Annotated in this window: 15 protein-coding genes and 1 tRNA gene; 6 read left to right on the top strand and 10 right to left on the bottom strand. The window is 65.7% G+C overall.

Going from position 1 to position 18480, the window contains the following annotated elements:
- Positions 1 to 3: 3 nt before the first annotated feature.
- Positions 4 to 651, bottom strand: a complete 648-nt coding sequence (locus ML540_RS01565) for a riboflavin synthase (protein WP_243358083.1) — start codon at positions 649 to 651, stop codon at positions 4 to 6.
- 348 nt (positions 652 to 999) lie between these two features.
- Between ML540_RS01565 and ML540_RS01560 the strand changes: the two genes are divergently transcribed.
- Positions 1000 to 1395, top strand: a complete 396-nt coding sequence (locus ML540_RS01560; protein WP_243358081.1) for a Ros/MucR family transcriptional regulator — start codon at positions 1000 to 1002, stop codon at positions 1393 to 1395.
- Positions 1396 to 2036: 641 nt separating this feature from the next.
- On the opposite strand, the gene ML540_RS01555 is transcribed toward ML540_RS01560, so the two are convergent.
- The 4 genes from ML540_RS01555 to ML540_RS01540 form a co-directional block, all read right to left on the bottom strand.
- Positions 2037 to 2285 carry a hypothetical protein gene (locus ML540_RS01555; RefSeq protein WP_243358079.1) on the bottom strand — a complete coding sequence of 83 codons (249 nt, stop codon included), beginning with the start codon at positions 2283 to 2285 and terminating at the stop codon, positions 2037 to 2039.
- 14 nt (positions 2286 to 2299) lie between these two features.
- Positions 2300 to 2569, bottom strand: coding sequence for a hypothetical protein (locus tag ML540_RS01550; RefSeq protein ID WP_243358076.1), 270 nt, complete (start codon positions 2567 to 2569; stop codon positions 2300 to 2302).
- A gap of 910 nt (positions 2570 to 3479) precedes the next feature.
- Complete coding sequence (locus tag ML540_RS01545) at positions 3480 to 4226, bottom strand: helix-turn-helix domain-containing protein (RefSeq protein ID WP_243358075.1); 747 nt, start codon at positions 4224 to 4226, stop codon at positions 3480 to 3482.
- Positions 4227 to 4678: 452 nt separating this feature from the next.
- Positions 4679 to 6019 (bottom strand): sigma-54 interaction domain-containing protein, encoded by a 1341-nt coding sequence (locus tag ML540_RS01540; protein WP_243358074.1) that lies wholly within the window; start codon positions 6017 to 6019, stop codon positions 4679 to 4681.
- 265 nt (positions 6020 to 6284) lie between these two features.
- On the opposite strand from ML540_RS01540, the gene ML540_RS01535 reads away from it, so the two are divergent.
- On the top strand, positions 6285 to 7280 hold the full coding sequence (locus tag ML540_RS01535) for an iron-sulfur cluster assembly scaffold protein (protein WP_243358073.1): 996 nt from the start codon (positions 6285 to 6287) through the stop codon (positions 7278 to 7280).
- Positions 7281 to 7527: 247 nt separating this feature from the next.
- Here the strand turns inward: ML540_RS01535 and ML540_RS01530 are convergent, their stop codons facing one another.
- From ML540_RS01530 to ML540_RS01520, 3 genes are all read right to left on the bottom strand, one after another.
- Positions 7528 to 10365, bottom strand: coding sequence for a PAS domain S-box protein (locus tag ML540_RS01530; RefSeq protein WP_243358072.1), 2838 nt, complete (start codon positions 10363 to 10365; stop codon positions 7528 to 7530).
- Positions 10366 to 10508: 143 nt separating this feature from the next.
- Positions 10509 to 10961, bottom strand: coding sequence for a YaiI/YqxD family protein (locus tag ML540_RS01525; protein ID WP_243358071.1), 453 nt, complete (start codon positions 10959 to 10961; stop codon positions 10509 to 10511).
- Entirely contained in the window at positions 10961 to 11164 is a 204-nt protein-coding gene (locus ML540_RS01520) for a YwbE family protein (protein WP_243358070.1), read from the bottom strand. Before ML540_RS01520 ends, ML540_RS01525 begins: the two co-directional genes overlap by 1 nt.
- Before the next feature lie 245 nt (positions 11165 to 11409).
- Between ML540_RS01520 and ML540_RS01515 the strand changes: the two genes are divergently transcribed.
- Together ML540_RS01515 and ML540_RS01510 are read left to right on the top strand one after the other, a co-directional pair.
- Positions 11410 to 12669, top strand: coding sequence for a branched-chain amino acid ABC transporter substrate-binding protein (locus ML540_RS01515; RefSeq protein WP_243358069.1), 1260 nt, complete (start codon positions 11410 to 11412; stop codon positions 12667 to 12669).
- On the top strand, positions 12659 to 14362 hold the full coding sequence (locus tag ML540_RS01510; protein WP_243358067.1) for a GGDEF domain-containing protein: 1704 nt from the start codon (positions 12659 to 12661) through the stop codon (positions 14360 to 14362). The genes ML540_RS01515 and ML540_RS01510 overlap by 11 nt, the downstream gene beginning before the upstream one ends.
- Before the next feature lie 158 nt (positions 14363 to 14520).
- Here the strand turns inward: ML540_RS01510 and ML540_RS01505 are convergent.
- Positions 14521 to 14614: transfer RNA gene (locus tag ML540_RS01505), tRNA-Ser, on the bottom strand.
- A gap of 278 nt (positions 14615 to 14892) precedes the next feature.
- Between ML540_RS01505 and ML540_RS01500 the strand changes: the two genes are divergently transcribed.
- Both ML540_RS01500 and ML540_RS01495 read left to right on the top strand, forming a co-directional pair.
- The gene (locus ML540_RS01500; RefSeq protein WP_243358065.1) at positions 14893 to 16071 is read left to right on the top strand and encodes an aminotransferase class I/II-fold pyridoxal phosphate-dependent enzyme; all 1179 of its coding nucleotides are present in this window, start codon (positions 14893 to 14895) and stop codon (positions 16069 to 16071) included.
- A complete protein-coding gene (locus ML540_RS01495) occupies positions 16071 to 17369 on the top strand; it encodes a homoserine dehydrogenase (RefSeq protein ID WP_243359628.1) in 1299 nt (432 codons plus the stop codon). The genes ML540_RS01500 and ML540_RS01495 overlap by 1 nt, the downstream gene beginning before the upstream one ends.
- 153 nt (positions 17370 to 17522) lie before the next feature.
- On the opposite strand, the gene ML540_RS01490 is transcribed toward ML540_RS01495, so the two are convergent.
- Entirely contained in the window at positions 17523 to 18470 is a 948-nt protein-coding gene (locus tag ML540_RS01490; RefSeq protein ID WP_243358063.1) for an acyltransferase family protein, read from the bottom strand.
- Between the last annotated feature and the right edge of the window lie 10 nt (positions 18471 to 18480).

Genomic DNA, 18480 nt, shown 5'->3' with positions numbered 1-18480 from the left:
ACATTAGAACCCGTGCTGCCTGAGGAAATCGCCGGTAATGCCCGAGGGCCTGGCCTTGGATGCGTAGGGGCCGAGCATGCGGGCCACGTACTTGCCGATGACGTCGCACTCCATGTTCACGCCCCGGCCGGCGGTCCAGCCGGATATGGTGGTCTCGGCCTGGGTGGCCGGGATGATGTTGACGCTGAGCCAATCCTGCCCGCACTCGTTCACCGTGAGGCTTATGCCGTCCAGGCACACCGATCCCTTCTCCACCACGTAGACCCCGAACTCCTGCGGGAAGGCCAGGGTGTAGCGCACGGACTCCCCGGCCGGGGACGAACGGTCCACATGGGCCAGGCAGTCCACATGGCCGCTGACCAGATGCCCGCCCAGGCGGTCGCCCAGGGCCAGGGCGCGCTCCAGGTTGACCTTGGAGCCTGATCCGAGCGCGCCCAGGTTGGTCTTGTCCATGGTCTCCGCCGAGGCGTAGGCGCTGAAGAAATTCTTCCCCGAGCTCTCCACTGTGAGGCAGACGCCGTTGACCGCGATGGATTCCCCCAGCACGATGTCCGGCAGTTCGAAAAGCGCCCTGATGGACAGACGCATCTGCCCTCCGCGCCTCTCGAGCGCATCCACCCTTCCCATGCCTTGCACCAGTCCCGTGAACATGAGGACCTCCCGTTTCCGTTCCCGCGTCATGTGCCCTGGAGACGCTCCTTTGTCAAAGCAGAGGGCCTCTACGCAACGCGACGCAGAACCCACGCATGTGCTCCCGGCACTGTTGTCCGTGAGCCGCCGGACAAGGCAGACCGTCCGTGCTCTCACCTAGTTCTAGAAACATCCAGAAAGGTGCTTCATGCCGCTTCCGGTGCAGCTTTCCGCAGCCGATTGCATTACCCTGAAAACAGTTCGGAGCATCTTCGCCTAAAGAAGAAAAAGTACATGTCCGATATTTACATTGCGCCGCTGTTTCGTGTATTGCGTCGAAACACCACCCGCTACGATCAGGAGAAACACATGGATGATTATCTTAAGGAAGCGCTGGAAATCGTAAAAGCCCAGGCGAGCGTCCGCAACATGACCGAGGAGGAAATCACCTCCATGGTCAAGAAGGTGGCCGAAGGCATTCGCGGCATCAGCGAAGGCGTGGCCGTTGTTGAGGAAGGTGCGGCCCCCGCCTTGGACCCCAAAAAGGCCCTCAAGGAAAAGTCCGTCACCTGCCTGGAGTGCGGAAAGACCTTCAAGATCCTCACCAAGAAGCACTTGGCCACCCACGGCCTCACCGCCGACGAGTACAGGGCTAAGCACGGCTACAAGAAGGGCACTCCCCTGGTGAGCAAGTCGCTGCAGCGCGAACGCCGCACCAAGATGAAGGACATGAAGCTCTGGGAAAAACGCAAGAAGGCCAAGTAAGCGTCGCACCACCACGCTTGCATCCATCACCCGCAGCACCGCCCCCGAAGCCTCGAGCTTGGGGGCGGTGTTGTTTTGCGCGCGCACGTCCTCACGGGACAGGTGCCGGGAGGAATGCGGCGCCTGTCCCGGACTTGGTGCGGCCTATTTTCCGGCTTGCCCTGCCCTGGCCATTCCGGAGCGGGCCGAGGCCTGGGTCGCGCGGCCCGGCGCGCCCGGATCCTGCTTTTTCTCTCCCCGGGCGGTTGCCGGTTTTCCGGAGGCGCACGCCTGCCCGGACCGGTCTCCCCCTGGGGGGGGCGTCAAAAGCACCTCATGGGTCTCAAACAGGAAGCGGCAGCCGCCGTTGCGGCACCAGCGGACCCGGGTGACGGTCTCACCCAGTTTGTCCGTCTCCAGCACACGCGTGTCGGTCCCGCATTGTGGGCACCACATGGCATGACTCCTTGCGGATTTCCGGCGGGAGGGGAAGGGCCGGCCCTTCCCCTCCGGGGCTTGATCCGCGTCGATTCAGGCTGGCCCGCCGTGCCCGGCCAGTGTTCATGGGGATCGCCAGGGGCTTGCCGCGTGTGCGGCGCGCGTCGCCGTGGCGTTCATTTCGTCGCCGGCAGGCGGCAGGCCGGACAACCCGCCGCCTTGCCTCATCTCTCCGCCGCGCCGGGCGTCAGGAGGGGCCTGTACGCCTTGATGTGGTCCAGGAGCATGGCGTCCATGAGGCGCTTGCCCGCGTGCGCCCCTCCGACCGCGTCGTATATGAATTTGAGCAGCGGCCTGCCGGACTTGGACCTTATGAGCAGCCTGTCCGCCACGCGGCAGGGATAGTCCCCGGCGGGAAGGGGCTGCCCGGCCCCGGGCTGCACGGCCTCAAGGTTCACGACGATGATGGCCATATGTTCTCTCTTTTTCAGCGCAGGCTTGAAGGGTAGTCCCGTCCGGCGGCGCGGCGCATGTGCCTGCTGTGCGCGGCCTCGGCCCGGGTTTCATCCAGGGCCTGGCGGGAAGGTTCGAATCTGGCGCAGCGCCCTGACGCGGCGGTCCGGCAGGCGGCCAGGCCGTGCACCAGGAGCAGCGGATCCTGACGCAGATGGTCGGTGATTTCCTGGCAGAATCCGGCCAGGGAGTCCCTGCTGTCCCAGTGGACGCAGTCCGCGCAGCGCGGTTCGAGTTCCGTCATGACCGCCCCCCTGTGGCCCGGGTATCCGTCCGGCGGGTTTTTCCGGCCGGACGGGCCGGCGGGCACACAACCAGCCCCTTCGGGTCTTCTTCCCGCGGGACTCGAGCACTCAGGAACGCCATCATGGAAGACTCCTGTCGGATCGGGCCGGGGCGGACCCTGGCAATTTCCGCCCCGACCCTGGTTTGCGCTTCGTGGTGACTTGCCGCCCCCGGGAGTGACGGAGGGCCGGGTTGGTAACCCCTCACCGGCTTCGGGGTCCTGAAATCCAGGACATTTTCTTCCGGACACATCCGCGCGGCCGCCTGGTTTGCGGCCTTCCCTCACACCCGCCTAGCCCGCTTTATTGAGCATCGGAGCGCTTTGCGCCTTGAGCCTGCTGGTACCGGCCTCGCCGCGTCTGCCGCGCTTTCCGTCGTCCGGATGGCGGGAATATATTCTCAAACGAATTTTTGTCAAGCGCATATCTATTTAATAGAATATGCATACAAATTGAGCAATTACTCATTATTTCGGAATAGAACCTTACTAAAAAATTCCTAAAGGAATTCTTTATAGGTTATCATTCCAGTTGAGCGAATTCCTACGGAGAGGGAGAAGAAAAGAATGAAAAGGCCGCCACCAACGGCGCAGCCGGTCCAGCAAGCCCAAGGGGGGAAACATGGGGCCAGCCACGCGAAGGAAAGAACCCGGACGACGGGATCCGCCATTGCGCGCCCCGCACACAGGCAAGCGCGTCTCCGATGCGTCGGGGCGAAGGGGGAGAGGAGCATGAAGGCCCGGAACGCATCCTCGAGCCCATGCGGGCGGGGCGGCGCCCCTTCGTACGGATACGTCCGGAACCGAACGCGATCCCGCCCCGCGAAGGGGCGGCGGTCCGGGATCGGAACAACGTGAGGCTTCGGCGGGGCTACTTCCGGGTCATGTCCGACCAGGCCCAAACCACCCGGCCCACGATGGCCCGGCGCAGATCGCCCTGGTAATCGTTTTCCAGGCTGTGCACCGAGGGAGGATAGGAGCGCCTGTCGGGGTTGTCGGAAACGAACGTGAGCAGGGTCTGCCCTTCCTTGCGGCTGGTGTAGACGCGTTTGACGGCCACCTCGGCGTCGGGTCCGGGCTCGCGCACCAGGAAAATGGAGCCGTCCGGTTCGGGGCGGAAATCGTCGCGGTCCACCAGGACGATGTCCATGGGGTGCAGCGTGGGCACCATGGATTCCTGTCCCTTGCCCACTTCCAGGGCCACGAGGTTGGTCCGGTAGCGGATGGAGGACTGGTCCTTCATGGCCAGCACCCATCCCCGCACGGCGTCCTCGGGAATGAGTCCGGGCCCGGCGGCCACGGCGCCCTGGGCCAGGGGGATGGCCATGTAGTTCTCGGGCGGGATGGGTGACGCGGCTTCCGCCGCGCCGCCGGAACGCCTGGCCGAGACGAACACCACCGTGCGGGTGGTGTCGCGTTCCTCGTCGGGAAAGAGGATTCGCGCCCCCAGCGTCTCCAGGATGCGGGCCACCGTGTCGAAGCGCGGAATGGCCTTTCCGGAAAGGAACTTGGACACGTTGGGTTGTCCGACACCGGCCTTCTCAGCCAGGGCCGACGGCCCGCCGTGTTCACGCGCGAGGCGGGCGATGCCTTGCTTGACTCTGTCGACCATGCTCATGGGCGTTCATCCTCGTTGCCGATGCTTAAAAGGATTTGCCTCTCAAGTAAACAGGTACGGAAGAATATCGGAAGGGGGCGCGCCTGGCGGGATGCCGCTTCACCGGAGGCGCTCGAAAGAGCTTGTAAAGAAAACCAATGCAAATGCAACCGAAAACATGACAGGCGGACCAGCCGGCGTGTTATGTCCGGCGGTACGCATTTCCCTTGGCCGCCGACCGGCTCCGCACGCGCGCCATCCCGGCGGACGCGCGATCCGCATCCGTGTTGCGTCGCAAGGGACACGTCCGGAACCGGCCTGCTCGCCGGCAGCATCGGCGCCGCATGGCCGGAGCCGGCCCGGCCATGCCTTTACAGCGGCATTGCGTGGTCCGCAAAGAGACGCGGCGTGCGGCAACCGGACCCGGGCGTCGGGCAGGCGGACGAATTTTCCGGCAAGGCCCTGAAACGGACTTATTTTTCGTCCTCTTCCGTGACTCGCAGGATGCGGCGCAGGGTGTCCTTGGTGATGCCCAGCTCCCGGCAAGCGGCGTTGCGGTTGCCCAGGTTGCGCGCCACGGCCCGCTTGGCGGCGTGGTAGCGCACCTCCTCCATGGTCAGGGGGATGTCGCCCGAGTCGGGGCGAATGGCCGGACGCAGATGGCGGGGCAGGTGGTCGGGCTCAATGAGCCCGCCGGGGCAGAGGATACAGGCGTATTCGATGATGTTTTCCAGCTCGCGGATGTTGCCGGGGTAGTCGTGGCGCATCAGGATGCGCATCACCTCGGGGGTGACGCCTCGGATGTCCTTGACGAGCACGCCGCTGCGGTGGCGCAGGCAGTGTTCCACCAGCAGGGGGATGTCCTGGCCGCGCTCGCGCAGGGGGGGCAGGGTCAGCTGTGCCACGTTGAGCCGGTAGTAGAGGTCGCGCCGAAACGTCCCCTCCTCCACCATCTTGGCCAGGTCGCGGTTGGTGGAGGCCACGATGCGCACGTCCGTGGCCACGCTCTCCACCCCCCCCAGGGGTTCCAAAACCTTCTCCTGGAGCACCCGCAGGATCTTCGACTGCAAGGCCAGGGGCATCTCGCCGATCTCGTCCAGCAGAAGCGTCCCGCCCTCGGCCAGCTGGAAGCGGCCGGGCTTGTCCCGGCGGGCGTCGGTGAAGGCCCCGGCCTTGTACCCGAACAGCTCGGACTCCATGAGTTGCTCGGGCAGCGCCCCGCAGTTCACGGCCACGAACGGCCCCTTGGAGCGGTGCGACAGCCTGTGGATGGCCCGGGAAAAGAGTTCCTTGCCCGTTCCCGACTCGCCCAGGAGCAGCACCGTGGCGTCGCTCCCGGCGATCTGGGGCAGTATCCTGACCAACTCCGTGAGATGCGGGTCGCGGGTGCAGAAGTCGCGCGGCGCGTTCCAGCCGATGAGGCGGCCGACCTCCTCGCCGCCCGAAAGGCCGCGCAGGGTCTCCACCCCGCCGATGATGACCCCCCGATGGTCCTTGAGGGGCGCGGCGCTGACGCTGACCGGCACGGTGGAGCCGTCGGCGCGGCCGATGGTCATGATGCGGTGCGAGATCCTGCGGTCCTGATCCATGCAGGCCCGCAGGATGCAGACGTCCTTGCAGTCCTTGGTCCGGAACACGTCCCAGCACTTGCAGCCCACGGCGTCCGCCCGGGGCACGCCGGTCATGTCCTCGGCTGCCCGGTTGAAGAACGTCACGGACCAGTCGCGGTCGATGGTGAAAACACCGTCGCCCACGCTGTCCATGATGGCGGAACACATGGAGGTGCAGGGGAAAGGCTTCCCCAGACTTTTCATAACGCCCCTTTCTCGGCTTGGTTCCTCCCCACGCTACCCGGTTCCATCTTGCCCCCGCCGCCCCGCCCGGTCAACGCGAAAGGGACGATTTTTTCGCCATCCCAGCCTGACGGCGCTCCGGCAAAATCAGCAATATGCTAAAATTTAACGACAATCACGGATGGCCCGCTTTGTGCTTATTTTCACACAAGCCGGAGCGTGGGCACGATCCGGAAAATCCCAAGGGTTGCCGGGCAGCACCCGACATATATGAGGAGGAAGGGACATGGAACTCACACTCGCCATCAAGGGCCGTCGCTGCGACCTCTCCCTGCATCCGGTTTCCGCCAAGACCGTGGAGCGCATCCAGGCGCTCGGGCGCAAGTTCTACACCAAGAAGTACATCCACTGGTGGCGCAACGGCAACACCAGCACCTGCGGCATGAAGTTCGACGACGAATGCGCCGTGACCGTCTCCGTGGACGGCAACCGCATTCCGTTCGACACCGCCGCCATTCCGGAGTCCGCCGTGCTGCTGCGCCGCCGGCACTACCTGGAGAGCCGGGCCAAGTACCTGGCCCTGCTGGGTTACGACGACGAATACTGCCACATGACCTGGACCTGGCGCGGCGTCGAAAGCTTCGATCCCGACAAGTTCGACTTCTTCGTCCACCGCTGGGACCGCATCCTGGGCGAACAGGACTTCCTCATCCTGGACGACGTCCGCTACGGCGGGTCCTTCGCCGACGACCAGGACTGGGGCGGCAGCTGCGGCTTCACCCTGGTGGACCCCAGGATCATCGACCTGGACGAGGTGCGCCGCGAACTGGGCATCGAGGCCGCGGCGGCCGCGCCCCGCAAGAAGAGCGCCAAGCGGGAGGAGGCCCCCGCTCCTGCCGTGGCCAAGGCCGCGCCCGACCAGGCCGCGCCTCCCTGCGAAATCGGCGGCGGCCCGCTGGAGCTGCCGGTGGCCGGAGCCAACGCCGTGGGCAGCCACGGCTGCACCACCTGTAAGAACTCCATCCGCGTCGAGCTGCGCATCGCCGACGACATGATCGCGGACGCGGGCGGCATGGCCGCGGGCTGCGATTACAGCAAGCAGTGCCTGGCCGCGCTCACCGCCCTGATCAAGGGCAAGAGCGTCTACGAGTGCTACACCCTGAGCAATGAGGACATCCGTCCCATGCTCCCCAGGGTGTACCCCAAGCTCGACTGCGACACCTTCACCGTGGGAGCCCTCAAGATAGCCCTGCGCGACTGGGAGAAGAGAACCGCCGCGTAGCTGCCAGCCGGCGTCCGAAGGGCGGCCTCCCAGGACCGGGGAGGCCGCCCCCAGGCCTCCGCCAAACGTTCGACGCACCTGTCATTCCCCCGGGAAGACCGACACCCCCCCACCCACACCGTCTTCCCGGGGGCTCCACGCGCGACCCCGGGCGGCTCTTGCCGCCCGGGGCCTTCCTCGTTTCAGGGGGATGGGAACACCTCCGGGCCCGCGGGCCGGAGATCAGGCGCGGACGTATCCGGACGGCTCACCGGAAGTCATGGGCGAGGAGCTCCAGCAGCCGGGCGGCGGCGGCGTCCAGGTCACGGAAGAACTCTCCGGCCAGGGGCATATCCCCGTTGCGGCCGGCCTGTTCCAGATCCAGGGCGCTCTGGCGCACCCGGGCCGCCCCGATGACCCCGGAAGCCCCCTTGAGGGTATGGGCGGATTCCGCGAGCCTCTTGCGGTCACCTGCGGCCAGGGCGGCCTTGATCTCCTCGATGCGCCTAGGCAATTCGCGCATGAAGACCTCCACAAGGTGCTTCCTGACTTCGGGCTTGTCCGCGAAGTGGGCGTCGAACCAGTCCTTGTCCAGGTCGGGCAGGCTCGATTCCGACTGGAGAATCCGGGAGCCGGAAACCGCGAACACCCCGGAGCCCGTGTCAGCGGCCTGCGCCACCACCCGCACGAGCTCCTCGAATTCCACGGGCTTGGCTATGTAGCCGTTCATGCCCGCGGCCAGAAAGCGCTCCCTGTCGCCCTTGAGTGCGTGGGCGGTCATGGCGATGATGGGGATGTCCGGGTTGAAGCTCCCCCCCGTGGAAGAGCGGATGGCCCGGGTGGCCTGGATGCCGTCCATCTCGGGCATGGATATGTCCATGAGGATCAGGTCGAAATTCTCGATGCGCAACAGCTCCACGGCCTCTTTCCCGTTGGCGGCTATGGCTACGCTGTGCCCGGCGTCCTTCAGGAAGGTCTCGGCGAAGATCTGGTTCATCCTGTCGTCCTCGGCCACGAGGATGCGCAGGGCCCGCCGCGCCCCGTTTCCGGCGGGCTCCTCCTGCACGGAGAGCCCGTGGCCGCGCCGTCCGGCCGGGGGGACGCCGAAAACGGCCGTGAACCGGAACGTGGCCCCCTTGCCCGGTTCGCTCTCCACCTGGATGCCTCCACCCATCATGGCCGTGAGTTTCCTGGAGATGGCCAGGCCAAGCCCCGTGCCTCCGAAAAGCTTGGTGGTGGAGGAATCGGCCTGGGTGAAACTCTCGAAGATGCTCTCCAGCTTGTCCGCGGGGATGCCGATGCCCGTGTCGCGCACCGTGAACTCGAGCTTCTCGCGCTCGTCCAGCCCCCCGGGCTCTTTTCCGGGAGCGCCCAGGAGGGCCACTGACAGCTCCACCGACCCGGTCTGGGTGAACTTCAGGGCGTTGCCCACGAGGTTCACCACCACCTGCCTGAGCCGCCCCTGGTCGCCCTGGAGGAGGTCCGGCACGGCGGCGTCCACGTGCAGCTTGAGGTCGATGTCCTTCTTTCGGGCTTGGGGAGCGAAGCTCTTCATGGTCCGGTCGAGCATGGGGCGGAGGGCGAAGGGCTCGGACTCCAGGTCGAGCCGCCCGGCCTCGATCTTGGAGAAATCCAGGATATCGTTGATGATCTGCATGAGCGACGCCCCCGCGTCCATGACTCCCTCGAGGAATTCCCGCTGGGCCGACGACAGGTCCCGCCTGAGCGCCAGCTTGGTAAGCCCCAGGATGGCGTTCATGGGAGTGCGTATCTCGTGGCTCATGTTGGCCAGGAACTCCGACTTGGCCGTATTGGCCGCCTCGGCCTGCTCCTTGGCGCGCTTGAGTTCCTCCTTGATCTGCCTGGGTTCGGTGATGTCGGCGATGAGCCCGTCGTAGGCGATCACGGAGCCCGACACGTCCCGGCGGGGAACCATGGTGTTGCACACCCAACGGACCGAGCCGTCCTTGTGGACGATCCGATGCTCGAGCGCCGGGCACTCCTCTCCGGCCAGGGCCAGGGCCGACCGGTCCAGGACTGCCTGCCGGTCCTCGGTGGGGATCATGGTGTGCCAGAGCAGGGGATCGCCGGCGTATTCCTCGGGGGTGTAGCCGGTCACGGCCTCGCAGCCCGGCCCGTGGGATGTGGACACGGCCCGGCCGTGCTCCACGGTGACGGTGTAGATGTAGTTGGTCACGCTGCCGAGCAGCAGCTTGTAGCGGGCCTCGCTCTGGCGCAGGGCCTCCTCGGCCTGTTTGCGCTCCGTGATGTCGAGCATGAGCGCCTGCTTTGAAACAGTCCCGTCCGCATGGTGGATGGGAGTGTTCACGATATAGAACCACCGGCCGAGGGTGGCGTTGAACATCTCCTTACGCACCGTCTCCCCGCCCAGGACGCGCTCGCTGACGCACCAGGGGCACACGTCGCCCAGAGCGTGCAGGGCGTTGAAGCATCTCTCCCCGGTGGCGTCGCGCCCGAGCATGTCCTTGAAGGCCTGGTTCATGAAGGTGATGCGGTGGTCGGCCGAGCAGATGTAGATCATGCCGTCGAAGGCGGTGACGATGGCCCGGTGCTTCTCCTCGCTCTCCCGGAGGGCCAGCTCGATGAGCTTGCGGTCGGTGATGTCTTCATAGGTGCCGAGCACGCCTCGGATGGCGCCGCCCGGCCCGCGCAGGGGGACCTTGTTGGTGCGCACCCAGATAGTGCGGCCGTCCTTGTGGGTCTGCCCCTCCTCGTACCCCAGTTTCGGCAAACCGCTGGAGATGACCTCCCGGTCGTCGGCCCGGTAGGCGTTAGCCTGTTCGATCCAGACCATCTCCAGGTCGCTCTTGCCGACGATCTCCTCGGGGGAGTCGAGCCCCGCGTCGGCGGCGAAGGGCCTGTTGCAGCCCAGGTAGTTGAGATCGAGATCCTTCCAGAAAACCCGAGCCGGGATGGCGTCCAGGATCTGCGCGAGCATCCGGCTCGACTCCCGGGCGGCCGCGTCGGAATTTTCACACCCGCCCTCCCCCGGGGGGTCCTGCCCCAGGAGGTTCTCAAGCTCGGCAACACGGGATCTGGCCGCGTGCAACGCGAAGATCAGCCCGTCCCTGGTCATTTTTCCCATAGAATCCGCCGAATCATGAGGGTTGTCAGGAATGACCGGCTTTACGCCTCAGCATGGCATGTTGTTACCTCAGTTGTCGCGGCCATGGCAACAGTCGCGACACAAATGCGGCCGCATGGACGGCCCTGCGCCCTCCACGCTGCTCAGGCACCGAGGTTCTCCCGGAAAAACCTGTCCAGGCTGTTGGCGAACTTCTCGCGGTCGCGCCTGGAGAGGGGCGGGGGGCCGCCGGTGGTGACGCCGCTTTCGCGCAGCTCGTAGAGCAGGTTGCGCATGGTCAGGCGGCCCTGGATGTTGTCCCTGGTGTAGAGCTCCCCCCGGGGGTTCAGGGCGTGGGCGTCCTTTTCGATGACCTTGGCCGCCAGGGGGATGTCCGCCGTGACCACCAGATCGCCCGGCTCGACCATCCCCGCGATGGCCTCGTCCACCACGTCGAACCCCTGCCCCACCCTGATGGCGGCGATAAGCCCGGAAGACGGCACCTGGAGGGTCTTGTTGGCCACCAGGGTGAGCTTCAGGCGCAGGCGCTCGGCCGCCCGAAAGAGAATGTCGCGTATGGCTCCGGGAAGGGCGTCCGCGTCGGCGTAGATGTGCATCAGCCCTGCCCTCCGAGGATCTCGCAGACCCGCCCCACTTCGCCGCCCTCCAGGCGGACCTTGATGCCCCGCGTGTGCACCGGGGCCTTGGTCAGTATGTCCCGCACCACGCCCTCCGTGGTCTTGCCGGTGCGCTGGTCTTTCTTGAGCACGACCAGGACGCGCAGTCCCGGCCGGATGTTCTTGCGTTCGGTTCCCTTCATGTTCCTCCTCCGGCGCGGGCTCGAGGCCCCTCCCGCGAGGCAAAAGCCCCGGCGGCTGAAATCGCCTGGAGGCATGAAATCATTGAAACCGGCCGAGAGGAAGGGATTTGTTCCCTCGATACAGACCACAGCCTTTCGACAAGCAGACGCCCCGCAGCTTGATTTAAATGCCCTTTCTGGAATAGATTCCCTTCTAAATTGTCGACAGGCTCTCCCTGCACACTCTTTCCTCCTTGGAGACCGGCATGCCCCCCTTCAGCCGCGCAACGCTGCCTTTGCCCGTCGTCCTGCTCGTGTACGCCTTGTTGGCGGCATGCTCCTCCGACAAGCCGAGGGAGGTCTGCCAGGACAAACTGGGCTGCGTGACCCTGGAGGCCGCGCTGCCCGTGAAGCTCGGCGTCATCCAGACCATCACCGGCAAGATGGCCTCCATCGGGGTGGACCAGATCCGCGGCATGGAACTGGCGCTGGCCATGCGCGGCGGCAAGGTCCTGGGCCACGACGCGAGCCTCATCATCGAGGACACGGGCTGCAAGCCCGAGGGAGGGGCCAACTCCGCCCTCAGGATCGTATCCGACCCGTCCGTGGCGGCCATCTTCGGCACGACCTGCTCCGGGGACGCCGCCACCGCCGCCCAGGTCATGACCGAAGCCGGGCTCTCCATGATCTCCGGCAACAATTCCGCTCCCTTCCTGACATCGGTCGCGGGGAAGAAGGCTCCGAAGTGGCAGGCCGGCTATTTCCGCACGGCGCCCAACGAGGAGTACTCCGGCCCCGCCGCGGCCCGCTACGCCTACGAAAAATTGGGCATGCGCTCCGCCGCCACCATCAACGACGGCGACATCTACACCAAGGGGCTGACCGACGGCTTCAAACAGGAGTTCGAGCGCCTGGGCGGAAAAGTCGTGCTGTACGCCACCATCAACAAGGGTGACGCCGACATGGCGCCGGTCCTGGAGGCCGTCCTGCAGGCCAAGGCGCAGCTGGTCTTCTTCCCGCTGTTCCAGCCCGAGGGCAACAACGTGCTGCTGCGGGCCAGGAAGACACCCGGCCTCGAAAACCTGGTGTTCATGAGCGACGGTTCCCTGATCGACCAGACCTTCATCGACGCGGTTTCGACCGCTGCGGTGGGCATGTATTTCGTCGGCCCGACCCCGGCGCCGCACACCCCCGAGCTCCAGAAGCTGGCGGACGAATACCAGGCCAAATACGGCGAGACTCCGCGCACGGACTATTACGTGAGCGCCTTCGACGCGGCCAACATCCTCATTGCCGCCCTTGAGAAAGCCGCCGTGAAACAGAGGGACGGCTCCATGCTCATCGGCCGCCAGGCCCTGCGCGACGCTCTGTACGGCACCAGGGGCTTCAAGGGCGTGACCGGGTCGCTCACCTGCAACGAATTCGGCGATTGCGGCGTTCCCAGCTTCAATGTCCTGCGCCTGGACGATCCCTCCAAGGGCATCGCGGGACTGAAAGCCAACGCCGTCTACACCTATGCGCCCTGACCGCTTTGCATTTCCCGGGCTCGCGCGGTTCTGGGGAAGGCTCGGAATCACGTACAAGTTCGGCCTGGCCTTCACTGTCCTGCTCGTCATGGTCGTGCTGGCGGCCACGGTGAACCTGTACGCCCTGATGGTGGTGCATGAGGCGGAAACGGACATTCTCACCAGCATGGAGATCCGCCAGAAGATCTCCGAGATGGACGCGGGGCTCGAGAAGGCCCGGCGCCTCTACCGCGACTTCCTGCTCTACTATCCCGAGGTGGGTTTCGCCCGGGCGCAGGAGCTCTACGGGCACCAGGCCCTCGTCAGCACCGCCAGGGTCATCTCGGTGAACGAGGAGCTCAAGGGCCTTCTGGGAGGGGCGCACCCGAGCCAGGCCCTGCGGCGGCGCAACGTGGACGTCACCCTGTACCTCTCCCTGGCGAAACGGTTCGCCGACGTTCTGCTGGACAACATGACCCTCTTGTCGGTCCTGGGCGACCCCGAGAACGGGCTGGAAACCCAGCTGACCGGCCGGATGGAGGCCATGCGGGTCGCGGTCGCCGACTCGAAAAGCCTGTCGTACCTCCTGCAGGAGGCCGACCTTTCCGAGAAGCAGTACCGGATCACCCGGCAAAGGCCGTTCATGCAGTCCGCCTTCAACACCCTGGGCAGGCTGGCGCGCGCCGCCGGCTCGGGCGGCCTCGACGCGAGCCGGAAGAAAGCCCTCGACGACTCCCTGGACGAGTACACCAAGATTGCGGACAAGATCCTGGACGTCGACGTGGCCATCCGGGGGAACATCAACGATTTCACCTTGCAGGCCAGGATGGCCGATCCCATCGCCCAGGAACTGAAGGTCCTTTCCGCTGCGGAGGTGGCCCGCTACCAGGCGCGCATCAACTGGGTCAGCCGCGCGGCCCTGATGACCGTCCTGGGCACGACCATCCTGGGCATGTTCTGCGCCTTCGTCATCGCCTTCGTCATCAATTCCAGCATCACCAAAAAAATCGTGGCCATGACCCGCAGCGCCGACCAGCTCCGGTCCGGGAACCTGGATATCACGGTGGATGCCGACAGCGGGGACGAACTCGGGGTCCTGGCCGACACGTTCAACTCCATGACCCACCGGGTCAAGGACCTTGTGGAAAACCTCGAGGAGAAGGTCCGCCAGCGCACCCAGGAACTGGCCCATATCAACCGGCAGCTCGACGAGAAGAACAAGGACCTGGAAATCCTCTCCCAGACCGACCCGCTGACAGGCCTGTGCAACAGGCACAGGCTCACCGAGGTGCTGCTGTCGGAGCTCAGGCGGGTGAAGCGCTACCAAAAGACGTTTTCCGTGATCATGGTGGACGTGGACCATTTCAAGTCGATCAACGACACCTTCGGCCACCACGCCGGAGACCAGGTGCTCAGGTGGATCGGCGACGCGCTCACCGCCAATGCGCGCGAGACCGACACCGTGGGCCGCTGGGGAGGAGAGGAGTTCCTCGTGGTCTGCCCGGAGACGGGGCTGGATGTCGCCGAACGCCTGGCGGAGCGGCTGCGCAGGGGAATCGAGAAAACCGCCTTCCCGACGTCGACCACCATCACCGCCAGTTTCGGCGTGGCCTCCAGCGCCACGTATGAAGAGCTCGAGAGCCTGACGCAACGGGTGGATTCGGCTCTGTACCGCGCCAAACAGGGCGGCCGAAACCGCGTCATGTCGGATTGAGGCCCGCCCTTTTGAATCCCGCCCAAGGGGCCGGTGTACCTGCGGGTCACGGTGGATTCGGCGGAAGTGCTCTTCCCGAGGCTGTTTCCTGAAGCCTGAACCGATAAACACGAGAAAACCCCGGCCAGTCACCCAGCCGGGGTTTTAACAGTCAAAACTGGCGGAGAGGGAGGGATTTGAACCCTCGATACCGGTTTTGCCAGTATACTCCCTTAGCAGGGGAGCGCCTTCGGCCAGCTCGGCCACCTCTCCGCGAACCATCGTTCATAGTTGCAAGACACGCCGTGGTCAAGGACCAAAATGCCCGCACCGTCACAATGGACGGGAGGATGGACCGGCGGCCAAGCCCGCCGCCGCCGGCGTTCCGCTTTCCGGACCGCTTTCCGCCTTTACAGGAGACGCTTCAAACCTCACCGGAATCACATTTTCCCTTGCGCCACCTTGCTCCCCGGCCCATCTGCACCTTTGACACCGGGCCCGGCCCCCGCTACATTCCCGGCATTCACAAATATCTGAAGGAGCCGTTTGCGATGCACAAGTTCGCGCGCATGGAGCGCCTGCCTCCGTATGTCTTCGCCGTGGTCAACGAACTCAAAATGCAGATGCGCCGCCAGGGGGTGGACATCGTCGACCTGGGCATGGGCAACCCCGACCTCGCAACCCCGCAGCACATCGTGGACAAGCTCCTCGAGGCATCCCAGAAGGCAACCAACCACAGGTACTCGGCATCCAAGGGCATCCCGGGCCTGCGCCTGGCCATGGCCAACTGGTACCTGCGCCGCTTCGGCGTGGAGCTCGACGCCGACTCCGAGGTCTGCGTCACCATGGGCGCCAAGGAAGGCCTGGCCCACCTGGCCCTGGTCATGCTCCAGCCCGGCGACGTGGTCTTCGCCACGGACCCGGCCTACCCCATCCACCCCTACGCCTCGGTGATCTCCGGCGCGGACGTGCGCCGCATCCCCCTGGGCAAGGGACGCGACTTCTTCGACGACCTGCTCTCGGCCACCAAGCAGACCTGGCCCCAGCCGAAGCTGCTGATCATCAGCTACCCGCAGAACCCCACCGCCGAAGTGGTGGAGCTCGATTTCTTCGAGAAGATCGTGGACTTCTGCAAAGAGCACGACATGCTGGTCATCCACGACTTCGCCTACGCCGACCTGTGCTTCGACGGCTACAAGGCCCCGAGCTTCCTGCAGGCCAGGGGCGCCAAGGACGTGGGCGTGGAGTTCTTCTCGCTCTCCAAGAGCTACTCCATGGCCGGCTGGCGCGTGGGCTTCTGCTGCGGCAACAAGGAGATGGTCTACGCCTTGACGCGAATCAAGAGCTACCTGGACTACGGCATCTTCCAGCCCATCCAGATCGCCGCCGCGGTGGCCCTGAACGGCCCGCAGGAGTGCGTGCAGGAGATCTGCGACGTCTACCGCGACCGCCGCGACGCCCTCATCGAAGGCCTGCACCGCGCCGGATGGGACGTGCCCCCGCCCAAGGCCACCATGTTCGTCTGGGCCCAGATCCCCGAGGAGTTCCGCAAGATGGGCTCGGTGGAGTTCGCCAAGCACCTGCTCAAGGAAGGCCACGTGGCCGTGTCGCCCGGCCTTGGCTTCGGCCACTTCGGCGACGACCACGTGCGCTTCGCCCTGGTGGAGAACCGCCACCGCATCAACCAGGCCATGCGCGGCATCAAGAAAGCCCTGTCGGGGGGAGCGTGATCGCCCGGCCCGTGCGCCTGGGCCTGGCCGGATTCGGCACCGTGGGCCAGGGCCTGGCCTCCATCCTGGCGGACAGCGCCGACTGGATAGAGCGCCGGCTGGGACGCCCCGTGCAGGTGGTGGCCGTGGCCGTGCGCGACGCCTCCAAGGCCCGGCCCGTCCCCGTGCCCGAAAGGGCGCGCGTCGTGGCCGATCCTCTCGAGCTGGCCGCCGCCGAGGACGTGGACATCGTCGTCGAGCTCATGGGCGGGCTCTCCAAGGCCTACGACCTCATCCGCCTGGCCCTGGCGGCGGGCAAGCACGTGGTCACAGCCAACAAGCACCTGCTGGCCGAAAAAGGCGAGGAGCTCTTCGCTCTGGCCGCGCAGAAGGGCGTGGGCCTCTACTACGAGGCCAGCGTCTGCGGCGGCATCCCCATCGTGCAGACCTTGAAGGAGTCCCTGGCGGGCAACCGCATCCTGGCGGTGACCGGCATCTTGAACGGCACCTCCAACTTCATCCTCTCGCGCATGACCAAGAAGGGCCTGTCCTACGCCGAGGCCCTCAAGAAGGCGCAGAAGAAGGGATTCGCCGAGGCCGACCCCACCTTCGACGTGGAGGGCATCGACGCGGCCCACAAGCTCATCCTGCTCATCCGCCTGGCCTACGGGCAGGACTTCCCCTTGAGCGCCCTGCCCGTCACCGGCATCACCCGCATCACCCCCCTGGACATCGCCTACGCCCGGGAGTTCGGCTGCGAGGTGAAGCTCATCGGGCAGACCAAGGCGGTGAACGGGAAGGTCATGGCCGCCGTGCATCCCATGCTCCTGTCCAAGAGCTACCTGCTGGCCCAGGTCAACGGAGCCTTCAACGCCGTGCGCGTGGTGGGCGACGCCGTGGGCGCGGTGATGCTCTACGGCCAGGGCGCGGGCGGACGCGCCACCGGCAGCGCGGTGCTGGCCGACATCATGGCCCTGGCCCGCGACGGCTCGGCCCCCAACAACACCGGCTTCCCCGAGAAAATCCTGCCCCCGGCGGACATCCTGCCCCACGACGAGGAAGCCAGCCGCCGCTACTTCCGCTTCACCGTGGAGGACAAGCCGGGCGTGCTGGCAGCCATCGCCAAGGCCCTGGGCGACGCCGGGATATCCATCTACCAGGTGGTGCAGAAGGTGGACCCGGACACCCAGGACGAATCCATCGTGCCCATCGTGGTCATGACCCACACCGCCCGTCAGCGTGACGTGGAGGCGGCCCTGGCGACGATCAGGGCCTTCCCCTTCGTCAAGGCCGAGCCCATGCACATGCGGGTGCTGTAGCGCACGAGCGGCCATGCCCGGAAAAACGAAGCGGGGATGTCCTTCCGGACATCCTCGCTTTTTGTTTGCGTCAGGGCGCAGGCGCTTGCAGTGGAACCGCGCTCCGGTCCGGGAGGCGGGCCCCTTCGGGAGCGGACGGCCGTCCGGGCAAGGCTAGATGATTTTCTTCACAGGCAGGACTTCGACCTTCCTGGCCCAGTACACCGCCGCGAGCGAAACGCAGAACGTCGCGCTCGCGGAGAGGAAATCGATCTGGCCGAACACCTTCCGCGCCCCCATGTAGAAGAGGGGATGCACGAGATACACCCCGAGGGCGCAGGCCGAATAGGCGCGAATGCGGGCATCGGCGAAGTCCGGCGCAGTGATGAAAGCCATGAGGAAGAGCGTCCCGGACAGATAGGGTATCCCAACCCCTGAATCGCCGATCGAGACAGCGTACGCCGAGACGGCAGCGAACAGGAGCACAAATATCCACCGCGACAGGGGGGACTCCTCGTACCGGAAGAACAGGCCGGCAAACACCGCCGGCGCATCGTGGGCCCACTGCCCCACGGGGGCCGGGAACCCATCCGTCGCCCCCGACATCCTCCACCGGACCAGGACGGCCAAGCCCGCCAAAGCCGCGACCGCCCACAGGACGGCTGCCCAATGGATCCGGAACCGTCCCGAAATTCCCGCGCCCCTCTCCCCGAGGGGCAACCAAGCCTCGGCCAGCAGCACGGCGCAGGTGACCAGGAAGGCGAACGGCAGAAACCACAAGTGCGCCTCCGGCCCCGCCAGGATGCCGAAGGGGAAGAGCCCGGTGCGGGCAATGGGCGCCCAGCCCCGGAGCATGTTCACCAGCCCGTATATGAGGCTCCAGGCCGCCCACGGGACGAGAAGCCTGACGAATCGGGCCTGAACCGCTTGCCAGCTTCCCCGGGCATCCGGCTTGGGCAGAAACAGCACCAGCAGAACAGTAAAGACCACGAGTCCGCCGTAGCCGACCAGGCGGCCAGCGACGTTCTCCCCGCCGTGGAACAACACTATGCCGAAGGCGGCAAGCAGCCGGAGCAATTCGATGTTGTAGTTGAACGGACCCTTGGTTCCGCCGTTTTTCACGCGATGCCTC

This window comes from Fundidesulfovibrio terrae, assembly GCF_022808915.1.
Lineage (GTDB): Bacteria > Desulfobacterota > Desulfovibrionia > Desulfovibrionales > Desulfovibrionaceae > Fundidesulfovibrio > Fundidesulfovibrio terrae.
The sequence above is the reverse complement of the archived record's forward strand: the minus strand, read 5'-3'. Positions and strand labels throughout refer to the sequence as shown.

Bases quoted from the DNA above. Each gene is read 5' to 3' on its own strand.
- ML540_RS01510 (WP_243358067.1), top strand. From the start codon at position 12,659: ATGCGCCCTGACCGCTTTGCATTTCCCGGGCTCGCGCGGTTCTGGGGA.
- ML540_RS01545 (WP_243358075.1), bottom strand. From the start codon at position 4,226: ATGAGCATGGTCGACAGAGTCAAGCAAGGCATCGCCCGCCTCGCGCGT.
- ML540_RS01555 (WP_243358079.1), bottom strand. From the start codon at position 2,285: ATGGCCATCATCGTCGTGAACCTTGAGGCCGTGCAGCCCGGGGCCGGG.
- ML540_RS01550 (WP_243358076.1), bottom strand. From the start codon at position 2,569: ATGACGGAACTCGAACCGCGCTGCGCGGACTGCGTCCACTGGGACAGC.
- ML540_RS01535 (WP_243358073.1), top strand. From the start codon at position 6,285: ATGGAACTCACACTCGCCATCAAGGGCCGTCGCTGCGACCTCTCCCTG.
- ML540_RS01530 (WP_243358072.1), bottom strand. From the start codon at position 10,365: ATGGGAAAAATGACCAGGGACGGGCTGATCTTCGCGTTGCACGCGGCC.
- ML540_RS01515 (WP_243358069.1), top strand. From the start codon at position 11,410: ATGCCCCCCTTCAGCCGCGCAACGCTGCCTTTGCCCGTCGTCCTGCTC.
- ML540_RS01540 (WP_243358074.1), bottom strand. From the start codon at position 6,019: ATGAAAAGTCTGGGGAAGCCTTTCCCCTGCACCTCCATGTGTTCCGCC.
- ML540_RS01520 (WP_243358070.1), bottom strand. From the start codon at position 11,164: ATGAAGGGAACCGAACGCAAGAACATCCGGCCGGGACTGCGCGTCCTG.
- ML540_RS01525 (WP_243358071.1), bottom strand. From the start codon at position 10,961: ATGCACATCTACGCCGACGCGGACGCCCTTCCCGGAGCCATACGCGAC.
- ML540_RS01500 (WP_243358065.1), top strand. From the start codon at position 14,893: ATGCACAAGTTCGCGCGCATGGAGCGCCTGCCTCCGTATGTCTTCGCC.
- ML540_RS01565 (WP_243358083.1), bottom strand. From the start codon at position 651: ATGTTCACGGGACTGGTGCAAGGCATGGGAAGGGTGGATGCGCTCGAG.
- ML540_RS01560 (WP_243358081.1), top strand. From the start codon at position 1,000: ATGGATGATTATCTTAAGGAAGCGCTGGAAATCGTAAAAGCCCAGGCG.